This window comes from Streptomyces sp. NPDC020597, from assembly GCF_044335095.1.
In the GTDB taxonomy this organism is placed as follows: Bacteria; Actinomycetota; Actinomycetes; order Streptomycetales; family Streptomycetaceae; genus Streptomyces.
This window is the reverse complement of sequence record NZ_JBIRUL010000001.1, coordinates 43,649-63,642: the sequence shown is the minus strand read 5'-3', so window position 1 is coordinate 63,642 and position 19,994 is coordinate 43,649. Positions and strand designations below refer to the sequence as shown.

Annotated in this window: 19 protein-coding genes and 2 pseudogenes; 11 read left to right on the top strand and 10 right to left on the bottom strand. The window is 68.2% G+C overall.

What is annotated here, in order from left to right:
• Positions 1-245 precede the first annotated feature (245 nt).
• The 7 genes and pseudogenes from ACH4ZA_RS00325 to ACH4ZA_RS00295 form a co-directional block, all read left to right on the top strand.
• Positions 246-821, top strand: coding sequence for a hypothetical protein (locus ACH4ZA_RS00325; RefSeq protein WP_398427407.1), 576 nt, complete (start codon positions 246-248; stop codon positions 819-821).
• Positions 818-1,570, top strand: a complete 753-nt coding sequence (locus ACH4ZA_RS00320; RefSeq protein WP_398427406.1) for a hypothetical protein — start codon at positions 818-820, stop codon at positions 1,568-1,570. Before ACH4ZA_RS00325 ends, ACH4ZA_RS00320 begins: the two co-directional genes overlap by 4 nt.
• Positions 1,570-3,558 carry a putative T7SS-secreted protein gene (locus ACH4ZA_RS00315; RefSeq protein ID WP_398427404.1) on the top strand — a complete coding sequence of 663 codons (1,989 nt, stop codon included), beginning with the start codon at positions 1,570-1,572 and terminating at the stop codon, positions 3,556-3,558. The genes ACH4ZA_RS00320 and ACH4ZA_RS00315 overlap by 1 nt, the downstream gene beginning before the upstream one ends.
• A gap of 448 nt (positions 3,559-4,006) precedes the next feature.
• Positions 4,007-4,990: pseudogene (locus ACH4ZA_RS00310) on the top strand (ADP-ribosylglycohydrolase family protein); the annotation flags it as partial.
• A gap of 76 nt (positions 4,991-5,066) precedes the next feature.
• On the top strand, positions 5,067-5,795 hold the full coding sequence (locus tag ACH4ZA_RS00305) for a toxin glutamine deamidase domain-containing protein (protein WP_398427403.1): 729 nt from the start codon (positions 5,067-5,069) through the stop codon (positions 5,793-5,795).
• A 97-nt stretch (positions 5,796-5,892) separates the two neighbouring features.
• Positions 5,893-6,180 carry a hypothetical protein gene (locus tag ACH4ZA_RS00300; protein WP_319277145.1) on the top strand — a complete coding sequence of 96 codons (288 nt, stop codon included), beginning with the start codon at positions 5,893-5,895 and terminating at the stop codon, positions 6,178-6,180.
• 482 nt (positions 6,181-6,662) lie between these two features.
• A pseudogene (locus tag ACH4ZA_RS00295) lies at positions 6,663-7,172 on the top strand (ADP-ribosylglycohydrolase family protein); the annotation flags it as partial.
• A gap of 107 nt (positions 7,173-7,279) precedes the next feature.
• Here the strand turns inward: ACH4ZA_RS00295 and ACH4ZA_RS00290 are convergent.
• Genes ACH4ZA_RS00290 through ACH4ZA_RS00280 form a run of 3 tightly spaced genes read right to left on the bottom strand, consistent with a single transcriptional unit; the run spans position 7,280 to position 10,042 of the window.
• Positions 7,280-7,777 (bottom strand): hypothetical protein, encoded by a 498-nt coding sequence (locus ACH4ZA_RS00290; RefSeq protein ID WP_398427401.1) that lies wholly within the window; start codon positions 7,775-7,777, stop codon positions 7,280-7,282.
• A gap of 1 nt (position 7,778) precedes the next feature.
• Positions 7,779-9,590 (bottom strand): alpha/beta hydrolase, encoded by a 1,812-nt coding sequence (locus ACH4ZA_RS00285; protein WP_398427400.1) that lies wholly within the window; start codon positions 9,588-9,590, stop codon positions 7,779-7,781.
• Between the two features lie 5 nt (positions 9,591-9,595).
• A complete protein-coding gene (locus tag ACH4ZA_RS00280) occupies positions 9,596-10,042 on the bottom strand; it encodes a hypothetical protein (RefSeq protein WP_398427399.1) in 447 nt (148 codons plus the stop codon).
• A gap of 154 nt (positions 10,043-10,196) precedes the next feature.
• On the opposite strand from ACH4ZA_RS00280, the gene ACH4ZA_RS00275 reads away from it, so the two are divergent.
• Positions 10,197-10,508 (top strand): hypothetical protein, encoded by a 312-nt coding sequence (locus ACH4ZA_RS00275; protein ID WP_398427397.1) that lies wholly within the window; start codon positions 10,197-10,199, stop codon positions 10,506-10,508.
• Here the strand turns inward: ACH4ZA_RS00275 and ACH4ZA_RS00270 are convergent.
• Complete coding sequence (locus tag ACH4ZA_RS00270; RefSeq protein ID WP_398427396.1) at positions 10,482-10,682, bottom strand: DUF397 domain-containing protein; 201 nt, start codon at positions 10,680-10,682, stop codon at positions 10,482-10,484. The genes ACH4ZA_RS00275 and ACH4ZA_RS00270 overlap by 27 nt on opposite strands.
• Positions 10,679-11,563 (bottom strand): helix-turn-helix domain-containing protein, encoded by an 885-nt coding sequence (locus ACH4ZA_RS00265; protein WP_398427395.1) that lies wholly within the window; start codon positions 11,561-11,563, stop codon positions 10,679-10,681. The genes ACH4ZA_RS00270 and ACH4ZA_RS00265 overlap by 4 nt, the downstream gene beginning before the upstream one ends.
• 155 nt (positions 11,564-11,718) lie before the next feature.
• On the opposite strand from ACH4ZA_RS00265, the gene ACH4ZA_RS00260 reads away from it, so the two are divergent.
• The 3 genes from ACH4ZA_RS00260 (at position 11,719) to ACH4ZA_RS00250 (ending at position 13,985) form a co-directional block, all read left to right on the top strand.
• On the top strand, positions 11,719-12,207 hold the full coding sequence (locus ACH4ZA_RS00260; RefSeq protein WP_319277158.1) for an ATP-binding protein: 489 nt from the start codon (positions 11,719-11,721) through the stop codon (positions 12,205-12,207).
• A gap of 250 nt (positions 12,208-12,457) precedes the next feature.
• On the top strand, positions 12,458-13,342 hold the full coding sequence (locus ACH4ZA_RS00255; RefSeq protein ID WP_319277160.1) for a helix-turn-helix domain-containing protein: 885 nt from the start codon (positions 12,458-12,460) through the stop codon (positions 13,340-13,342).
• Positions 13,343-13,391: 49 nt separating this feature from the next.
• A complete protein-coding gene (locus tag ACH4ZA_RS00250) occupies positions 13,392-13,985 on the top strand; it encodes a Uma2 family endonuclease (RefSeq protein ID WP_319277161.1) in 594 nt (197 codons plus the stop codon).
• A 147-nt stretch (positions 13,986-14,132) separates the two neighbouring features.
• Here the strand turns inward: ACH4ZA_RS00250 and tuf are convergent, their stop codons facing one another.
• The 5 genes from tuf to ACH4ZA_RS00225 form a co-directional block, all read right to left on the bottom strand.
• Positions 14,133-15,326, bottom strand: coding sequence for an elongation factor Tu (tuf, locus tag ACH4ZA_RS00245; protein WP_057584687.1), 1,194 nt, complete (start codon positions 15,324-15,326; stop codon positions 14,133-14,135).
• Positions 15,327-15,490: 164 nt separating this feature from the next.
• Positions 15,491-17,617 (bottom strand): elongation factor G, encoded by a 2,127-nt coding sequence (fusA, locus tag ACH4ZA_RS00240; protein WP_319277163.1) that lies wholly within the window; start codon positions 17,615-17,617, stop codon positions 15,491-15,493.
• A gap of 39 nt (positions 17,618-17,656) precedes the next feature.
• A complete protein-coding gene (gene rpsG, locus ACH4ZA_RS00235; protein ID WP_030788318.1) occupies positions 17,657-18,127 on the bottom strand; it encodes a 30S ribosomal protein S7 in 471 nt (156 codons plus the stop codon).
• A 3-nt stretch (positions 18,128-18,130) separates the two neighbouring features.
• Positions 18,131-18,502 carry a 30S ribosomal protein S12 gene (rpsL, locus tag ACH4ZA_RS00230; protein ID WP_003948652.1) on the bottom strand — a complete coding sequence of 124 codons (372 nt, stop codon included), beginning with the start codon at positions 18,500-18,502 and terminating at the stop codon, positions 18,131-18,133.
• 255 nt (positions 18,503-18,757) lie between these two features.
• Positions 18,758-19,861 (bottom strand): glycosyltransferase family 2 protein, encoded by a 1,104-nt coding sequence (locus ACH4ZA_RS00225; RefSeq protein WP_398427394.1) that lies wholly within the window; start codon positions 19,859-19,861, stop codon positions 18,758-18,760.
• Positions 19,862-19,994: the final 133 nt, after the last annotated feature.

Here is a 19,994-nt window from a genome sequence, read left to right as displayed (position 1 = left end):
CAGTTAGGGCGACGAGTACTGTGGGACTCGCTTCCGGTCCTCCCGGCGGGAGGCGCACAGCATCAACACTCGACCGAGCAACTCCGACAGTCTGCCATATGGGGCACGCCCTCCGCCAATCGGGCCGGAGACAATACCCCGGACGTGACGCAGGTCAAACGCAGGGTGTGGAGAGTGTGTGCGAGCCGGGCGTCCGTGCGCCCCGGAACGGCCTCCGGTGACAGGTCCTCGCCATAATCGACGGCATGTTTGAGTACGGGGGCAAGGCGAGCGGTCCGCCCGGGAACGGGGTTCCCAGGTCACGTCTCGAGGACTACGCGGAGATGACGGCCCCGCCGCGGGAGCCGTCCGAGGGGCGAGCGGCGCCGACCGCGCCGGAACCGGTGCCCGAACCGGAACCTGTGGCGGCACGGGCGCCCGCGGACTACCCGGAGGCCGAGTCCCGGCGGCGGTGGTTCGCCGATCTTCTGGAGGAGTTCCGGCAGACGGCCGTGCTGGTCCCCCTGGGCGACGGACCCGGCCCGGACAGCGAACGGGGCCTGCTCACCGCCGATCTGGGCGGCGTCCGGTTCATCCTGGCGTTCTCCGACGGACAGGCGCTGTCCCGGTACGCGCTGGCCCGGGGCGAGTACCACCGCGAGTGGGCCTACCAGACGATCCTCGGCTCCCGGCTGCTGGACGTGGCCGTGCCCGCGGCGGGGGTGCCCTGCGGGGTGGCGCTGGACTGTGCGGACGGCCCGGACGGGGCGGTGTTCCCGCCGGTCGCGGGCGTCGTACCGGACGAGGTGGCCGTGGATCGTGAGCGGGGGGGTGCCCGGTGAGCGGCGGTGAGGAGCAACTGATCGGCGGCGGCGTGCCGGCGAACGGCGCGTGGGCGCCCGTGAACGGCGGCGGCCCGCCGATGAGCGGGGCCGGCGAGCCGGACCTCAAGGCCGTCGGTCTGGGGCTGATCGCCAGAGGTCTGACCGAGGCGCTGGGCGAGCTCAAGGAACTCGGCATGGTGGGCATGGCCGGTGCGGGACGGGGCTTCGGCGATCTGTCCCTGTCGGGGCTGGACCTCGGGCACGAAGGACTGACCGAGACGTTCGGATCGTTCTGCGAGCGCTGGGAGTGGGGGGTGCGTTCCCTGATCAACGAGGGCAACGGGTTCGCCGTCAAGACCGGTCTCGCGGCCGGCACCCTCCACGAGACCGAGGAATACGTCGGCGGCACGTTCAAGGTGGTCACCAACTCCCTCATCGGCAATCCGTACGCCTCCGAGGACGAGGTCACCCGGATGGGCTGGGGCGACATCGCCACCTCCGGCGTCTTCAGCGGGGAGGTCGACTACAGCCAGGAGTCCTTCGACCGGGCGGGCGAGAACATCAAGCAGGGCTGGAAGGACGCCGGCCGCGATGTGATGACGTCGAAGACCGTCGGGCCTCTCGGGCTCAACCCCGAGAACCTGCACGACACGTTCGGAGTCTCGGACGCCGAGTACGACAAGATGCTGGACGACACCTTCGGCCCCTCGCCCGAGGCACGCGCGCAGGCGGCCCAGGCCGCGCAGCAGCAGGGCGGGGCGGGCTGATGGGGATCGTCGACGACATCAAGGGCGGTCTGAACAGCGGCCTGGAGTACGGCGAGAATCTCGTCGACGAGGGCAAGAAGAAGCTCGGCGAGGGCATCGACTACGTCACCGACAAGGCCGGCGACGGGCTCGACCGCATAGGCCTGCACGACGCCGCCGACGCGGTGGAGGACTTCGGCGACGAACTCGCCTCCGACCTCGGCGCCACCCCCGGGGAGCAGCAGCTCGGCCAGACCGAGCAGGCGAACGAACTCGTCCACGGCAACCCCGCGAAGATCCGGGCGAGCGCCAAGCACCTCAAGGACTTCCAGGCCGCGTTCGACAAGGTCGGCGTCGGCATGAAGAAGGTCGACTCGGCCGGCTGGAAGGGGGTCGGCGGCGACACCTTCCGCGAGAAGTTCGGCGTGCACCCCATGAAGTGGCTGTACGCGGCCGACGCCTGCGAGGCGGCCGGCGTGGCGCTGGACGCCTACGCGGACGCCGTCGAGTGGGCCCAGCGGCAGGCTCAGGAGGCCGTCGAGCAGTACAAGAAGGGCAAGAAGGCCTCCGTGGACGCCGTGGAGGCGTACAACAAGAAGGTCGACGCCTACAACGCCAAGATCAAGGCCGACCAGGATCCGGGGCCGCAGCCCGAGCCGTTCCACGATCCGGGCATCGACGCGATGCGGGCGGCGCGGGCCAGACTCGCCCAGGCCCGCAAGCAGCGCAACCTCATCGCCGGCGAGGCGCAGACCCAGGTCAAGGCGGCGCTCGCCCACGCCCCCGCCGAACCACCGCCGCTGGACCGGCTCGGCAACGACCTGGTCGACGGCTACCAGGCCTACAACACCGAGCTCACGCATGTCGTCGGCGGGGCCCTCAAGGGCACGGCGGGGCTGCTGAACTTCGTGCGCGGACTCAACCCCACGGACCCGTACAACCTCACGCATCCGGCCGAATACATCCAGAACGTCAACATGACACTGGCCGGCCTCGTCTCCACCGCCGCCCACCCCGAACGCGTCGTCCAGGCGACGGTGGACGGTTTCACGAAGGACCCTTCCGAGTTCACCGGCAGACTCCTGCCCGAACTGCTCGGAACGAAGGGCGCGGGACTGGCGCGGACCGGAGTCCGCCTGGGACTCAAGGAGGGGCTCGAGGCCGGCGCCTCGAATCTGGCGTCCAAAGGGGCACGGGTCGGCGAGGACCTGGCGCCGACCGGTCGCGCACTCCACGCGGACTCGGTGGACCCGGCTGCGGCGCAGAAATTCCTGGACGAGAGCTATCCGGGGATAAGGGACCTCGAGGGCGGGACGCCGGGGAGCGGCTTCCACTACGAACCGCATGTTTCGAACGACGCGTGGCACGGCCTCACGGAGGCACAGCGACACGAGGTAGCCGCCGCCGAGTTGAGCGATGGCGCGGTCTCGCTCAAGGACCCCGACGCGGCGATTTCCTACGGACGGGACTACTGGAACAACTATGTGGATGAACTCCCAGATTCCGCCAAGAATGCGCTCAGGGATTACAGCAAGGAACCGCCGTACACGGGCGCACCGGGTTCCGCCACATACCAGGAAATGAACGGGTATCTTCGAGGGAAAGAATCCCTCGGCAGTCCGGAAGTGCTCCGCAACATCGAGGAGGTCGACAAGGCACTGGCCGGCAGACCGATTCCGGAGGATGTGATGGTGGTGCGGGGTACAGGCATGAGCCATGTGGACTTCGACGACGTCAAGGACCTGGTGGGCAGGGAAATCAAAGATCCCGGGTACACGTCGAGTTCGCTCGGTAATCATCCGGTACCGAGTTTCGCCGGAAAGGAAGCGATCCTGCGTCTACGTGTCCCCGAGGGAACGCATGGTACGTGGATCGAGAAGGTCAGTGATTTCGGCGTGACCGAGCGCGAGCTGTTGCTCGGTCGGGGGATGAGTTACAAAGTCACCCGGGCCTTCGAGGACGAACACGGGCAATATCAGATCTACGGCGAAGTGCTGCCGGGTCATTGAGAAACGGACGTTGATGGAACCGCAACCGAAGAAGAACCCCCGCTTCGAGGCCGACATGGCGTTCGTGGTGACGGGCGGGCCGCCGCGTTACGCCCGCCACACGGGCAAGCCGGTCCTGTATCTGGCCGTGGCCGACACCGAGAACCGGGTGATCGGCTATGTGTGGGCCAACGACGAGGACGTGGCCGGGGGCGTCCGGATCCGCAGCGACGCGAACCCCGCGGCCCGCAACGAGTTCGGCATGTGGGGCGATCGACTGCGCGACGCCAAGCAGCGCGGAATTCCGCCCACCCAGGCCCTTGCCGAAATGATCCGGGACTCGCCTTTCAGTCCCCGCAGCCATGTCGTTCCCGGCTCCCTCACCGAGGCGCCGAGCATCATCGTCGTCGACGATCTCGCCGGGAAGGAATGGCGCCTGGACCGGGTCAAGGACGGAGCGACGGGCTCGATGGTCGGCCTGGCCCTCGGGGACGCAATGGGCTACCCGACCGAGTTCCTCACCCTGGAGCAGATGGCCGCCCGGTACGGCGCCTGGCGGGACCTGGAACTGCCCTTCACCGATGGTGTGGCGCTGGTGACCGACGACACCCAGATGGCGCTGGCCGTCGGGGACGCCCTGCTGGACGTCACCCGGGACGCCGACGCGGTCTTCTCCGCCGAGACACTGGAACCCGCCCTGCGGGCCCACTTCGTGCGGTGGCTGCGCTCCCCCGACAACAACCGCGCCCCGGGGCAGACGTGCCTGAACGCCTGTGCCGCACTCGAACGCGGCGGGCCGTGGCAGGCGGCGACCGTGCTGGGGTCCAAGGGGTGCGGCGCCAACATGCGGGTCGCCCCGGTCGGCCTGGTCCCGGGCCTGAGCGCCGAACAGCGGGCCGGAGCAGCCCAGTTGCAGGCAGCGCTGACGCACGGCCATCCCACCGCGCTCGCCGCGAGCGACCTGACGGCCCATGCCGTCTGGCTCCTCACCCACAACTGCGCTCCGGTGGAACTCCTCCACTGGCTGCGCCACTACGCCCTGACATCGCGGACGACCTACCACGCCGCATGGCTCGGGGACCTGGCCCAGCGAGCGGGGGCGGCGGACCCCGCGGCGTACATCGCCCACGGCTGGGACGAGTGCCTGCGCGCCCTGGACACCGTCGAGGCGGCGCTGCGCGCCCCGGATCCGGAGCGGGACCCGTGCGCGGCTGTCGGCGCGGGCTGGATCGCCGAGGAAGCGCTCGCGGCGGGCCTGTACTGCTTCCTTCTCTTTTCCGAAGAGCCGGTGACCGCGCTGCGCCGGGCGGCATGGTCGTCGGGCGACTCGGACTCGATCGCGGCGCTGGCGGGGGCGTTCGCCGGGGCTTCGGTGGGCGCGGCGGCCTGGCCGGCCTGGTCCCGCGGCGTCGAGCACCGTGAGCGGATCCGCATGATGGTCTACCCCTGGGACACGGGCGTGACCTCGCGCGGCTCGCAGGATTCCGGTGGCTCTCGTGATTCCGGCGGTTCTCGAGGCGGCCGTGGCCGTGGCTGAGGTCCCGCACCCGGCACGAAGGGCGACGGACTGGCTCCGGCACACCTACGGCGGTCTCGTCGAGCCGGCCACACCAGAGCCCGTGCACGAGACGGAAAGCGCCTGGCTGCTGGCCTGCCGGACGGTGCCCCAGCCGGGATATCCGCGGACGCCCATGCTGGCGGCCTCGCTCGTGGTCCCCAAAGACGGCACGGCACCCTTCCACCCGGCCCCCGCCGCCCCGCTCGCCGATCTCACCCCACCCGCCTCCCTCTCGGAAGCGGTCGCCCGGGTCCAGGGCCAGCCTCGCCGCATCAACGCCCGCGGCTGCACCGTCGCCCTTCACACGGCCATCTCGGGCGCCCCCTCCACGCCCCTGCCCTGGCGCCCCTCCGACGAAGCCCCCGGCTGGGTGGCCCGCCTGACGCGGCGCTACTTCGCCGACTTCGCCCACACCCCGGCCGACACCTGGGACGACGTGATCAACGCAATTTCGGAGCCCGGCCCGGACACCAGGGGCGTGATCTGGGTGCGCCGGGAGATCGGCGGACAGGAGGCCACGGGCAACCTCCTCTACGCCCACAACAACATGGGCAGGGTGGTGTTCCTCGACAGCCTGACCTCGTCCCTGGCCCGCCTGGAAACGTCCCACGTCCGCGAACTGACCTTGCTTCGGGCCGTGCCTGCGCCTGTGCCGCCCCTGCCACCGATCAGTCCGGCAAAGGCACGGCTCGGCTCATGACGTCACCCCGGGGACCGCTACCCACGTGGAACGCCCCGGGGTGAATGAGTAGGCGCCCCGATACCGCCATTCCACCGACGCCGGTGGAATGGAACCCATGACGACACAGACCGCAGCCGCCCAGCTCCCCAAGCCCCACAAGACATGGTGGAGGGCTCCCTTCGTAGCGTCCGCGTTCGGGCTTCCGGTTCTCGCGACGGAGTACGCCGTCACCCTGGACCACGGCGGTCTGGGGCAGTACGGCGGCATGATCTGCACGGCCATGGCCCTGTACGCCCTCGCCTGGGTGCTGCTGCACCGTCTCTCGCTCCGGATGCCCCGCATCCTGGCGGCCGGCGCGGCACTGCTGATCACGCTGTTTCGGGTGGGGCTCCCGCCGCTGTAGCTGCCCTGCTCGCGGTCCATCGGCATCACCTGCGGCTCGACGCCCCGCAACTGCCCTGTCTCCAGCAGGTGTTCGGGCATCGACGGCGTTGCCCGCGCCCTATGATCCAGCGGAAGGCCCACCGGGCGCCTGGCCGGTGCCGCACTGCACTTCCCGAAAGGTTCCCGTACGTCCGCCCCAGCGCTGCCATGAGGCAGTCAGGGCGACGAGTACTGCGGGACTCGCTTCCGGTCCTCCCGGCGGGAGGCGCACAGCATCAACACTCGACCGAGCAACCCCGCCGGTCTGCCATACGGGGCACGCCCTCCGCCGATCGGGCCGGAGGAGTCTGCGTCTCTGTCCCAGTAGCCACTGCGCCCTTCAGTCCTCGCAGCCATGTCGTTCCCGGCTCGCTCACCGAGGCGCCGAGCATCATCGTCGTCGACGATCTCGCCGGGAAGGAATGGCGCCTGGACCGGGTCAAAGACGGTGCATCGGGCACGATGGTCGGCCTGGCCGTCGGGGACGCACTGGGCTACCCGACCGAGTTCCTCACCCTGGAGCAGATGGCCGCCCGGTACGGCGCCTGGCGGGACCTGGAACTGCCCTTCACCGATGGTGTGGCGCTGGTGACCGATGACACCCAGATGGCGCTGGCCGTCGGGGACGCCCTGCTGGACGTCACCCGGGACGCCGACGCGGTCTTCTCCGCCGAGACACTGGAACCCGCCCTGCGGGCCCACTTCGTGCGGTGGCTGCGCTCCCCCGACAACAATCGCGCGCCGGGACAGACATGCCTGAACGCCTGTGCCGCACTCGAACGCGGCGGGCCGTGGCAGGCGGCGACCGTGCTGGGGTCCAAGGGATGCGGCGCCAACATGCGGGTCGCCCCGGTCGGCCTGGTCCCGGGCCTGAGCGCCGAACAGCGGGCCGGAGCAGCCCAGTTGCAGGCAGCGCTGACACACGGCCATCCCACCGCGCTCGCCGCGAGCGACCTGACGGCCCATGCCGTCTGGCGGGGGCCGAGTTGTCTACAACGCCAGGGCGGCGGACCAGGCTGGGTTGATCCTCCTGCGGATGCGTGCACCCTGCACTGTTTTCACGACTCGTTCTCGCACGCTCACTTGGACCGGTAGCAGGCAGATTCGACCGTTACCTCGAGAAGTGAAGGGTCATCACCGTACTTTCGCTCATCAAGCAACCGCACATCAACAGCAAATTTCTTGCCTTTGGACTCGGCCACTATTTGTGGGCTCTTGGCGACGCTGCCGTCAACGCCATCCTTGACGATCACCCAGCCCTTGTCGGGCAGTCCTGCACGCAGACGGTCCATGGCTCGCTCCATCTCCGCCACGGGAACCTGATAGACACTCCACGGATGGCGGGCACGGTACACATTCTCGCTGGAGTCGTAGTTCGCGCAGGGAGTAGTCACGGCTCCGGTATTAGTTACCTTTCCTTTGATCGCCATGATCTCCAGGATTCGGCTGGACTCCTGCTCGATCTCCGTCTTGACCGCATCACTGTCGCGTACCTCCACTTTGGAGACCTCACCTCTCTGCGAGCATGCGACCAACAGGGTGCAGCCCAATACCACATACGAAATCTTCGCCATCATTCTATTCAAGTTCAACCCTATGATATTTGCCAGCGATCACCGCAGCCTGATTGCGCAGGCTCTCGGATCCCTCATCCCAGAATCCACTGTGCCCGTCCGAGTCGCTTTTCATCACGTTCCCGCCGAACGATTCGTCAGTGGGGATGGTCAGGTTGTCGCCGAGACCCATCAAGCGACCGCCTTGACGTACCAACTGGTCGTCCCCGGGTCCGCCCATCGCCCAGACATGGTTCGCACCCACACCGAAGTCCGCCGCATGGTCTGCCTGGACACCGGGGCTGCCTGCGAACATGTAGTCGTCCACGGCCTCGGGGTCCTGCCAGCTCCCCGACTGCGCGGAAGCGCCGACTACCGTGCTTCCGTAGCTGTGCCCGAGAACCGTGGTGTGTGCGGTGGTTCCGGTGGCCTCCTCGTGGGCTGCTCTGCTCCCCTGGAGGAAGTCGTACAGGCGAGGACCGCCCTCCTCCGCGCGCGATCCGCTGCTCGCCTCCGGGACGATGCTGTCCGGAGCGTCGTAGTCGAGCCAGGTGATCGTGGACACCTTCTGGCCCGGAGCGAGCTTGGAACTCTCCGCCCACAGCGTCTCGCCACGGCCGAGGTCCCCATGGGTGTCGTTCTCTCCGATCTTCTCGAGGCCTGCGTGGGTACCGGGCACGTACACAGCCACATGGTCCGCGACGTCCGGATTTCCATTGGCCATGATGATCTTTCCGTCGTCCAGCCCCACAGGGTCGAAGCCGAGCAGATAAGCCTCGGGCAGGCCACCTTCGCCGGTCCGGTCGAACCGGTCCTGTATGTAGTGCATGCCCTTGAGGTGCTGCTTCAGCTGCTCGGATCGGTCCCCGTACTCTCTGTGCCAGTCCATCCATTCGTCGGTGTGAACCTTGGACGGGTAGCCACCAGCAGTGATCCAGGTCCACTCGTTGGCCGGCGGCTTCGGGATCGAATTCAACTCCATCCGCATCTTGGCGCGCGTCTCCTCCAACACGATGCGGTTCGCCTCGTCGCGAGCCGTGGCGGGCAGACCGTCCATCGCACCGATGGCGTCCGGCCGCATGGAGACCCACGCGGCCTGTTCCTCCGCGTTCAAGCCGGTCCACCATTCCGCGTTCGACTCCGGAGTACCGTCCTTGGGCGGTTGCGGAAGCGAGTCGAAATACTTCTTGCCCGCCTCGGCGACGCCCTTCGTGTCCGAGGACGCGTCGGACCAGTCGCTGTCGGAGACGGTCAGGTCGTCGTCCGCCTTCAGCGCGAGCAGCTTCGGCGCCCACTTCTCGTCGGCCTCCGTGGCCTCCTTCAGGGCGGCGGCGATCTGGTCGGCGTAGTCCTGGGCGAGGCGGTGGTTGGGGTTGGGGTCGACATTGGCCGACTGACGGCCGATCGCGGCGGCCGTGCCGTCCGTCAACCCGCCCACCGTTCCGCCGTCGGGGATCTTGCCGTCCTCGCCCTTCTCCCCGCCCGCCGGATACGTGATCGAACCGTCGGCGTTCACCGTCAGGTTCGCGGCCTGCGCACCGTCGAGGGCCGCGTCGAGCTTTCTCTTGGCCGCACCCACCTCGTAGGAGAACGCCTCCAGAGCCGTACTGACGAGACCGCATTCGACCTGGATGTAGTGGAAGTTCTTGCCCAACTCCCCCAGTTCCTTGATCGCAGCAGTCGCGGCCTCGCCCTTCAGCGAGTTCCTCATCGCCACCACGATCTGGTTCTCGATACGGTCCTTGGCCGCACTCGCCATGTCAGACGTGCTGCGGTAACCGTCCGCCGCCTCGGAGTACTCGGTCGGCTTGAGGGCCTTCAGCGTTGCGAGATCCATGACGCCTAGAACCGCCCGTCGTCCTGGCCGCCGAGCACCGCCGTATCGGCGTACTCCACCCTCAAGTTGCCGATCTCGGCCTCGATCGCCTCGTCCGTCTTCAGCTGGTCGTTGCCCACCTTCTCCAGCAGACCGGAGAGCTTCCCGCAGCGCGCGCTGACGTTCTTGACGTACTTCTCCCAGGACTCATGAACGGCCTTCTGCGACGCCGCCGTCATACAGCCGGCATCCTCACCCAGCCCCTTCTGCCCGTCCGCCAGCTTGACCTCCACCTTGCTGAGGTCCTCGCGGATCAAGCCGACATCACTGCCGGCCTTGGACCAGGCCGGCTTGTTCGAGACCAGTGTGCCGCCGCTGCCACCCGGGTCGAGCGGAACGTGGTTCAGTTGCATCTGGGTCCCGTGCCGATCAGCCGCCGCGCTTTTGAGCTGCTCCCACTCGTCCCACGCCACGCGTGTCTCCCGTTGTCCCCGTTATCCCCGTTGTCACTGCAAACTTGGCATGTACCGTAGCGCGTTCCTCGCGGAGCCAGTTGAGTACCCGTACCTACGTCGCGGACGTAAATGTTCGGATGCATCAGACGCGTGGCGCTGGTGCAGTGGGGCCATGACCGAGACCGAGACCCTGCCGGCCCCGCTTCACGAGCCCCACAGGACCTGGTGGAGAGCCCCCTTCGTGGCCTCCGTGTTCGGACTGCCGGTTCTCGCGACGGAGTACGCCCTCGTCCGGCATCACCATGGCATGGGGCAGTACGGCGGCATGTTCTATACGGCCATGGCCCTGTACGCCCTCGCCTGGGTGCTGCCGCACCGCCTCTCGTTCCGGATGCCCCGCATCCTGGCGGCCGGCGCGGCACTGCTGATCACGCTCTTCCCGGTGGGGCTCCTGCTGCTACTGGCCGCGATGGTCTCCGCCTGACGCGTACGTCACGAACTCCGTCCAGGCGGACGAGGCGACCTGGAACACGGGGCCGTCGACGACCTTGGAGTCCCGCACGTGGACGGCGGAGGGGGCGGTGGCGATTTCGACGCAGGAGTCGGCTTCACTGCTGCTGCTGTAGCTGCTCTTGAACCAGTGCAGGTCCGGAATCACGTATCCCCCAGCAGTTGCTCGATGAAGGCCGACGACTCACGTGGGGTGAGCGCCTGAGCTCGGATGATGCCATACCGCAGTTCAAGGATACGGAGCTGCTTCAGGTCGGATACCGCCCGACCGTTGGCCACCGCCGGCGAGCGCCCCACCGCCGAACCGTCGGCGAACTTCAGCACTTCGATGCCGCCGGCCAGCCCCGCGTGTTCCTCGCGGTCCATGGGCATCACCTGCAGCTCGACGTTTCGCAACTGTCCTTTCTCCAGCAGGTGTTCGAGCTGGCGACGCAACACCGCCCGTCCTCCGAGCGGGCGTCGCAGCGTCCATTCCTCCAGGATGAATCCGAGTTCGGGCATCGGGTCCCGATCGAACACCGACCTGCGTGCGACGCGCGCAGCGACCCCTCGCGCCACCACGTCGTCCGTATACGCGGGCCGCCGCATCCGCAGCAGCGCCCTCGTGTACTCCGGCGTCTGCAGCAACCCGTGGATGCTCAGCGGATCGTAGAGCTGGATCTCGACCGCCCTCGCCTCCAGCTCCGCGATCTCCCGCACCTTCTTCGGGTACTGGACCCTCTTCACGTCCTCGTTCATGGCCGAGAGCAGGCCGCCCGCGCCCAGGATCTCGTCCGCCCTGTCCAGATATTCGGGGCGGGGGATCCGCCGGCCGCTCTCGATCTTGTAGACCATGTCCTCGCCGTATCCCACGGCCACCGCGAAGTCGGCGACCCGCATCGCCACGGCCTCCCGGCGCAGCCTCAGTTGGCGTCCCACCGTGGCGACGACCGCGACGCCCCACTCGTCGTCCGGGTCCACCTCCCAACCCGGCTCGTCCGTCTCGCCCGTCTCGTCCTCGAGCCGTACCGTCTGCCCGTCGACCGACATCCCGCACCCCTCCGTCGTCCCGTCACACCCTCACGGCGATACCCGTGCGCCCGCCTCCGACAAGCCCGGACACGACCGGACAAGGGATGGACAGTGACCCTACGCAACCGTCAGGTCACTGTTCACGGTACGCGGAGCCGGCCACGCTGAGTGACGTGATCCAGGAAAACCACCGACTCGACTCCCCCGGCGTCTCCCTCCGCAACTTCGACGTGCGCCTGTCCGCCACGCCCCGCGGAGCCCGCCTCGCCCGTCTCCTCGCAACCGAGCAACTCCGTTCCTGGGGGCTGCCGCTGGACCCGGCCGCGCTCCTCGTCGCCGAGCTGGCCGCCAACGCCGTCACCCACGGACGCGTCCCCGGGCGCGACTTCCGCCTGCTCCTGTACGTCATCGGCGACGCCCTCCGCATCGAGGTGACGGACACGCGCGGTGACCGGATGCCGTGCCTCCGACCGGCCGACGCACAGGGTGAGTCGGGCCGCGGACTACGGCTGGTGGACGCGCTCGCCGACCGCTGGGGAGTGTACGAGGGACGGTGGCCGCGCAAGACGGTCTGGGCGGAAATCCGCACGTCGTCGGCACCGGAACCCGATCCTCTGCGCTTCGGTGACAGGGGCGGTCTTCCCCAAGGACCACGTGCGTGAAATGACCCCACCAAGCCCCACCCCTCCCGCCCGCCGCGCAAACTCACTCCCGCGAGTGAATATGCCAACTGGGGTGGATTCGGGGTGGGTTGTCTGCTCTACGCTCAGCGCAGCAGCACCGCTTCACCGGATGCACCCCCACGCCGCAGACACACAAATGGCCCCCGCAGGGACTGGCATCCCTTGCGAGGGCCTGACCACCTGGGAACACAACTTCCCGATGGACCGTCACCAAGGACAAGCCTCCCTGATGAACACGGAAAACCCTAGCGCGCCCTCGGGTGCCGAGTCCCGCATCCCGGGCAAAACCCACCCTCAAGTGGGTGGCCTCAGCCACGACAACGCCCGTCACACCACCCGTTTCACGGTGATCGGCAACCACCTCGCCCAGCACGCGGAGCTGTCGTTGCTCGCGATCGGCCTGGGTGTGCACATCCAGTCGCTGCCCCCGGGGTTCCGCGTCGACATCAAGAGCCTCACCGCGCGCTTCCCCGAAGGGTCGGTCCGTATCGCCGCCGCGTTGCGCGAGCTGGAGGCCCACGGGTACCTCCGCCGCGAACGCACCCGCATCCCCGGCGGCCGGATCATCACCCGCACGGTCTCCTGCAACCAGCCCGGTCACCGTGATCGCCGTCCGGCCTCGGACCACGCGCCGACAAGGCCGGCGGCCACGTCCCAGCCCCGCGAGGCTCCGACCCGTGAGCCGCAGCTGCGCAAGGCGCTCCCCGACGTGCCCCGCCCCGCGTACCCGGCCCCCGCGCTCCTCCAGGCGGCGACGGATCTTCTCGCACGCATCCGCCGCCACGACTCCCGCCTCCTGCTGTCCGCCACGGACGTGGAACACCTCGCCCCCGGCGTCGCCGCCTGGCTGGAGCGTGACGTCAGCCCCGCAGCCGTGACGGGGGCCCTCACCGCGGACCTGCCGGCGGACCCGCTGCGCAGACCGGCCGCCCTCCTGGCCCACCGCCTCGCCGCCCAGCTCCCGCCCCCGCCGCCCTTCCGGACGCCACCCGAGACTCCACCGCCCGTACGGGGCCCCCTCCCCACCTGCGACGGCTGCGACCGCCCCTTCCGCTCGCCGACCCCGCAGCCCCTCTGCCGCGACTGCCGACCCGATCCCCCGCAGGCCGCCTAGCATGAGCGTGACGATCCTTGCCCCCGGGCACAGACGAGGAGCGAGCGCCATGACCATCGCCTCGGACCACACCCAGCAGGGCGCCTCCCTCCTCTACCGGGCCATGCGGGACTTCGTGGAGTCGACGGACGACCGCCTCCCCGGCAGGTTCGAGATCACCAAGGAAGGGATCGTCCTCGACATGATGTCGCCCACGAGGCCGCACGAGCTCACCGTGCTGCGCGTTCGCAAGCGCCTGGAGAAGGCGATGCCGGACGAGATCGTGGCCCACACCGGTGAACCCGACGTGGAGGACGAGCCCGAAGGCATCATGCGCCGTCCCGACGTGATGGTGATCGCCGAGACGGACATGGAAGGAGAGGGCTCCTTCGATCCCCGGTCACTCATCGCCGCCATCGAGGTCGTCTCCCGCTCCAACCCGGACAACGACTGGGTGAGCAAGGTGCGCGACTACCCCCTGATGGGCGTCCCCGTCTACGCGGTCTTCGATCCCCGTACCGGAACGGGCGCGGTCCTCAGCGACATCCATCCCACCCCCGACGGCCCCCGGTACGCCACCCGCAAGGACTTCGTCTACGGCGAGTACGTCACCGTCGCGGACTGGACCATCTCCACCGAGGACCTCCCCCGGTACCCTGCCTGACCGGCTCCACCGAGGTCTCCCCGCGCCCCGAGCCCACGGGCCGCACCCCCGGCGCCGTCCATGCGAAAGGGCCCGTACGACCGGAGTCGTACGGGCCCTCTCAGGTTGCTCAGCTCAGGCTGGAGCTACCAGGCCGATCAACAGGACTTACTTGTTGATCTTGGTGACCTGGCCGGCGCCGACCGTCCGGCCACCCTCACGGATGGCGAACTTCAGGCCCTCTTCCATGGCGACGGGCTGGATGAGCTCCACCTTCATCTCGGTGTTGTCACCCGGCATGACCATCTCGGTGCCCTCGGGGAGGGTCACGACGCCGGTCACGTCCGTCGTACGGAAGTAGAACTGCGGACGGTAGTTGTTGAAGAAGGGGGTGTGACGGCCACCCTCGTCCTTCGACAGGATGTAGGCCTGGGCCTCGAACTCGGTGTGCGGCGTGACCGAACCCGGCTTGATGATGACCTGGCCGCGCTCGACGTCCTCGCGCTTGATGCCACGAAGCAGCAGACCGACGTTCTCACCGGCCTGGCCCTCGTCGAGCAGCTTGCGGAACATCTCGATGCCGGTGACCGTGGTGGTGGTCTTGTCCTGCTTGATGCCGATGATGTCGACGGTCTCGTTGACCTTCAGGACACCACGCTCGATACGGCCGGTGACGACCGTACCGCGACCGGTGATCGTGAAGACGTCCTCGACGGGCATGAGGAACGGCTTGTCGACGTCACGCTCGGGGGTCGGGATCGACTCGTCGACCGCGGCCATGAGCTCCAGGACGGTCTTGGCCCACTCCGGGTCGCCCTCGAGGGCCTTGAGCGCCGAGACCTTGACGACCGGCAGGTCGTCGCCCGGGAACTCGTACTCGGAGAGGAGCTCACGGACCTCGAGCTCGACGAGCTCCAGGATCTCCTCGTCGTCCACCATGTCGGCCTTGTTCAGGGCGACGACGATGTACGGAACGCCGACCTGGCGGGCCAGGAGCACGTGCTCCTTGGTCTGCGGCATCGGGCCGTCGGTGGCGGCGACGACGAGGATGGCGCCGTCCATCTGCGCCGCACCCGTGATCATGTTCTTGATGTAGTCCGCGTGACCGGGGCAGTCGACGTGGGCGTAGTGACGCGTCTCGGTCTGGTACTCGACGTGCGCGATGGAGATGGTGATACCGCGCTGGCGCTCCTCAGGAGCCTTGTCGATCTGGTCGAAGGCCGAGGCCTCGTTCAGGTCCGGGTACGCGTCGTGCAGCACCTTGGTAATGGCGGCCGTGAGGGTCGTCTTACCGTGGTCGATGTGACCGATGGTGCCGATGTTGACGTGCGGCTTAGTCCGCTCGAACTTCGCCTTCGCCACTGGGGTCCTCCTGGGAGTGGTTCTGGAACGCCTTGCTTCATCGGCGCCAGGTGATCTTTGCTGTCAAATCCCGGGGCCGGGGCAAACACCCACGATCCTTGACGAATGCGGGTGGTTGCCCCAGAGGCTCCGGAGTCAAGCCTAAAGCGTGTGAACGCGGTGCGTTACTCGCCCTTGGCCTTCGCGATGATCTCCTCGGCGACGTTCCGGGGAACCTCGGCGTAGGAGTCGAACTGCATCGAGTAGCTCGCGCGACCCGACGTCTTGCTGCGGAGGTCGCCGACGTAGCCGAACATCTCCGACAGGGGCACCAGCCCCTTGACGACGCGGGCGCCGGCCCGCTCCTCCATGGCCTGGATCTGACCACGGCGGGAGTTGATGTCGCCGATGACCTCGCCCATGTAGTCCTCGGGCGTGGTGACCTCGACGGCCATCATCGGCTCGAGCAGCACGGGGCTGGCCTTGCGCGCGGCCTCCTTGAAGGCCTGCGAACCGGCGATCTTGAAGGCGAGCTCGGAGGAGTCCACCTCGTGGTAGCCACCGTCGAGCAGGGTGACGCGCACGCCGGTCATCTCGTAACCGGCGAGGATGCCGAACTGCATGGCCTCCTGCGCACCGGCGTCGACCGAAGGGATGTACTCCTTCGGGATACGACCACCGGTCACCTTGTTCACGAACTCGTACGAGGCGTCGCCGCCCTCGATCGGCTCGATCGCGATCTGCACCTTGGCGAACTGGCCGGTGCCGCCGGTCTGCTTCTTGTGCGTGTAGTCGACCCGGTCGACCGCCTTGCGGATGGTCTCGCGGTAGGCGACCTGGGGCTTGCCGACGTTGGCCTCGACCTTGAACTCACGGCGCATACGGTCGACCAGCACCTCGAGGTGCAGTTCGCCCATGCCGCCGATGATGGTCTGGCCGGTCTCCTCGTCCGAGTGGACCTGGAACGACGGGTCCTCCTCGGCCAGGCGCTGGATCGCGATGCCCAGCTTCTCCTGGTCGCCCTTCGACTTGGGCTCGATGGCGACCTGGATGACCGGCGCCGGGAAGTCCATGGACTCCAGGATCACCGGCTGCTTGTCGTCGCACAGCGTCTCACCGGTCGTGGTCTGCTTCAGACCCATGACGGCGATGATGTCGCCGGCGCCGACCGCCGCGATCTCCTCACGCTTGTTCGCGTGCATGCGGTAGATCTTGCCGATGCGCTCCTTCTTGCCCTTGACGGAGTTCAGCACGGCAGTGCCGGACTCCAGGCGGCCCGAGTAGACCCGGACGAAGGTGAGCTTGCCGAGGTGCGGGTCGCTCATGATCTTGAACGCCAGCGCCGACAGCGGCTCGTCGTCGGACGGCTTGCGCTTGACGACCTCCTCCGGGTCGTTCACGGCGTGGCCCTCGATGGCCTCGACGTCGAGCGGGGAGGGGAGGTAGCGCACGACCGCGTCGAGCAGGGGCTGAACGCCCTTGTTCTTGAACGCGGTGCCGCAGAACACCGGGGTGACGGTGGTGTCCTTGGACTTGCCGGACGCGATGGTGATGCGACGGATCGCGGCGTACAGCTGCTCCACGGAAGGCTCCTGGCCCTCCAGGTACAGCTCCATGATCTCGTCGTCGTTCTCGGCGACGGTCTCGACGAGCTTGCCGCGGTACTCCTCGGCAGCCTCGGTGTGGGTGGACGGGATGTCGACGACGTCGTACATCTCGCCCTTCTCCGCCTCGGCGGACCACACGAAGGCCTTCATCGTGACCAGGTCGACGACGCCCTTGAAGTCGGCCTCGGCACCGATCGGGAGCTGCATGACGATCGGCTGAGCGCCGAGGCGGCTGCTGATCATGTCGACACAGCGGTGGAACTCGGCACCGGTCCGGTCGAGCTTGTTGACGAAGCAGATGCGCGGGACGCCGTAACGGTCCGCCTGACGCCACACGGTCTCGGACTGGGGCTCGACGCCGGCAACGCCGTCGAACACCGTCACAGCGCCGTCGAGCACCCGAAGGGAACGCTCCACCTCGACGGTGAAGTCGACGTGGCCCGGGGTGTCGATGATGTTGATGGTGTGGTCGACGTCGGCGAGCGGCCAGTGACAGGTGGTGGCAGCAGAGGTGATCGTGATGCCACGCTCCTGCTCCTGCTCCATCCAGTCCATGGTCGCGGCGCCGTCGTGGACCTCGCCGATCTTGTAGGAGACGCCGGTGTAGAACAGGATCCGCTCGGTGGTGGTCGTCTTGCCCGCGTCGATGTGGGCCATGATCCCGATGTTGCGGACCTTGGCCAGGTCAAGTGAAGTGGTAGCCATAAGGCTTTCGTCTTCTCTCGGTCTCGATGTGGGTAGCGACTACCAGCGGTAGTGCGCGAAGGCCTTGTTGGACTCGGCCATCTTGTGGGTGTCCTCGCGCTTCTTCACAGCGGCGCCGAGGCCGTTGGACGCGTCGAGAAGCTCGTTGAGCAGGCGCTCGGTCATGGTCTTCTCGCGACGGGCGCGGGAGTAGCCGACGAGCCAGCGCAGCGCCAGGGTGCTCGCGCGGCCGGGCTTGACCTCGACCGGAACCTGGTAGGTCGCGCCACCGACACGGCGGGACTTGACCTCGATGGTCGGCTTGATGTTCTCGAGAGCGCGCTTCAGCGTGATGACCGGGTCGTTGCCGGTCTTCTCGCGCAGGCCCTCCATGGCACCGTAGACGATGCGCTCGGCGGTGGAGCGCTTGCCGTTCAGCAGCACCTTGTTGATGAGCGACGTGACAAGAGGAGAACCGTAGACCGGGTCGATGATGACCGGGCGCTTCGGGGCAGGGCCCTTACGAGGCATTTCTTACTTCTCCTTCTTGGCGCCGTAGCGGCTGCGGGCCTGCTTGCGGTTCTTGACACCCTGGGTGTCGAGGGAGCCGCGGATGATCTTGTAGCGAACACCCGGCAGGTCCTTCACACGGCCACCACGCACGAGCACGATGGAGTGCTCCTGCAGGTTGTGTCCCTCACCCGGAATGTAAGCGGTGACCTCGATCCCGCTGGTCAGACGCACACGCGCGACCTTACGCAGGGCCGAGTTCGGCTTCTTCGGGGTGGTCGTGAACACGCGCGTGCAGACGCCGCGGCGCTGGGGGGAACCCTCGAGCGCGGGCGTCTTGTTCTTCTCGACCTTGTCCTGCCGGCCCTTACGGACCAGCTGCTGGATCGTAGGCACTACTTCTCCGGTTTCTGTGTGCCGATTTGTACAGCTAACCTGGAACTTCGCCGACCCACGCGGTCGGGTGTGTCGAACCCGCGGACTTCCGCCGCGAGGCAGAAATAGGCGCAGATCACGGTGGCCATTGCTACGGCCCCGGTGCGGCTGAAGACACGCACATGGGCCAGGGCACACCCCAGGCACAAGGTCTGAGCGTACCTAGCGCACCGACTCCGGTCAAAACAAAGGCCCTCTCACCGACACGCCGGAGGTTTACGAACGCTGTCGCAACCCCTGCTCCCGGCGGGCCGCGGCGTCCTCGGAACCCTCCGGCGGCCCCGCGGGGGACGGCACGGACGCGCCGGCGCCCGCTTCCGCCGCGGTGCCGCCCCCGGCCCCCACCGCCTCCCCGTCGTGGCCGCCCGCCGCCGTGTCGTGGCCGATGAAGTACGTCGGACGGTTCTGCACGGCCGTGTAGATGCGGCCCACGTACTCGCCGAGCAGCCCGACGCAGACCAGCTGCACGGCGCCGATGAACAGCACGCCGATGAAGAGGGACGTCCAGCCGGGCACGGTGTGCTGGAAGGCGTGGGCGCTCAGCGTGTACACCATCAGCCCGAGGCAGACCAGGAAGGCGAAGCCGCCCAGCCAGGTGGCGATGCGCAGGGGCGCGGCCGAGAACCCGGTGACGCTGTCGAGGGCGAGCCGGATCATCCGGCCGAGGGGGTACTTGCTCTGCCCGGCCGGACGCGGGGCCCGCTCGTAGGTGACCTCGCCGCTGGGGAAGCCCAGCCAGGGCACCAGGAGACGGTAGACGCGCTGCTGGTCGGGCAGGGCCTTCAGGGCGTCCACGGCGGCCCGGCTGAGCAGCCGGAAGTCACCGGCCTGGGCCGGCACCGACGGGCCCGCAAGACGGCGCACGAGGCGGTAGTACAGGCCCGCCGTCCACCGCTTGAAGCCGGTGTCGCTGGCCCGGTCGGCGCGGATGCCGTAGACGATGTCCAGGCTCTCGGCGCGGGCCAGCGCGAGCATCTCGGGGATCTTCTCTGGCGGGTCCTGGAGGTCGGCGTCGATGCTGACGACGAACGCGCCGAGCGACCGGTCCAGCCCGGCGGTCAGGGCGGCCTGGTGGCCGGAGTTGCGGCGCAGGCCGATGACGCGCAGCTGCGGCCAGCCGAGCCGGAACGCGGCCAGCAGCTCCGCCGTGCGGTCGGTGCTGCCGTCGTCCACCGCCACGACCTCGTGCTCGACGCCGAGCCCGGCGAGGACCGGTCGCAGCCTGCTGACCAGCGCGGGCAGCACCTCTTCCTCGTTGTACATGGGTATGACGACCGACAAGACGGTCCCCGCCGCCGTGGTCTTCGGCGCTTCGGACACCCGTCCTCCCCCAACCTGTGGTGCGCATGTGCGACGCTGTTGCGATCTTATGACCACACTCTTGTGAGCAGACTTCACGACCATCCGGACAGCCGCGCCGCCACCCTGGACGTCCGGCGGTCGGCCGAGGGGG

What these genes read in the sequence shown, in the direction of transcription:
- ACH4ZA_RS00325 (WP_398427407.1), top strand. Translation starts at nt 246, where the DNA reads ATGTTTGAGTACGGGGGCAAGGCGAGCGGTCCGCCCGGGAACGGGGTT.
- ACH4ZA_RS00315 (WP_398427404.1), top strand. Translation starts at nt 1,570, where the DNA reads ATGGGGATCGTCGACGACATCAAGGGCGGTCTGAACAGCGGCCTGGAG.
- ACH4ZA_RS00300 (WP_319277145.1), top strand. Translation starts at nt 5,893, where the DNA reads ATGACGACACAGACCGCAGCCGCCCAGCTCCCCAAGCCCCACAAGACA.
- ACH4ZA_RS00290 (WP_398427401.1), bottom strand. Translation starts at nt 7,777, where the DNA reads ATGATGGCGAAGATTTCGTATGTGGTATTGGGCTGCACCCTGTTGGTC.
- ACH4ZA_RS00285 (WP_398427400.1), bottom strand. Translation starts at nt 9,590, where the DNA reads ATGGATCTCGCAACGCTGAAGGCCCTCAAGCCGACCGAGTACTCCGAG.
- ACH4ZA_RS00275 (WP_398427397.1), top strand. Translation starts at nt 10,197, where the DNA reads ATGACCGAGACCGAGACCCTGCCGGCCCCGCTTCACGAGCCCCACAGG.
- ACH4ZA_RS00265 (WP_398427395.1), bottom strand. Translation starts at nt 11,563, where the DNA reads ATGTCGGTCGACGGGCAGACGGTACGGCTCGAGGACGAGACGGGCGAG.
- ACH4ZA_RS00255 (WP_319277160.1), top strand. Translation starts at nt 12,458, where the DNA reads ATGAACACGGAAAACCCTAGCGCGCCCTCGGGTGCCGAGTCCCGCATC.
- ACH4ZA_RS00250 (WP_319277161.1), top strand. Translation starts at nt 13,392, where the DNA reads ATGACCATCGCCTCGGACCACACCCAGCAGGGCGCCTCCCTCCTCTAC.
- fusA (WP_319277163.1), bottom strand. Translation starts at nt 17,617, where the DNA reads ATGGCTACCACTTCACTTGACCTGGCCAAGGTCCGCAACATCGGGATC.
- rpsG (WP_030788318.1), bottom strand. Translation starts at nt 18,127, where the DNA reads ATGCCTCGTAAGGGCCCTGCCCCGAAGCGCCCGGTCATCATCGACCCG.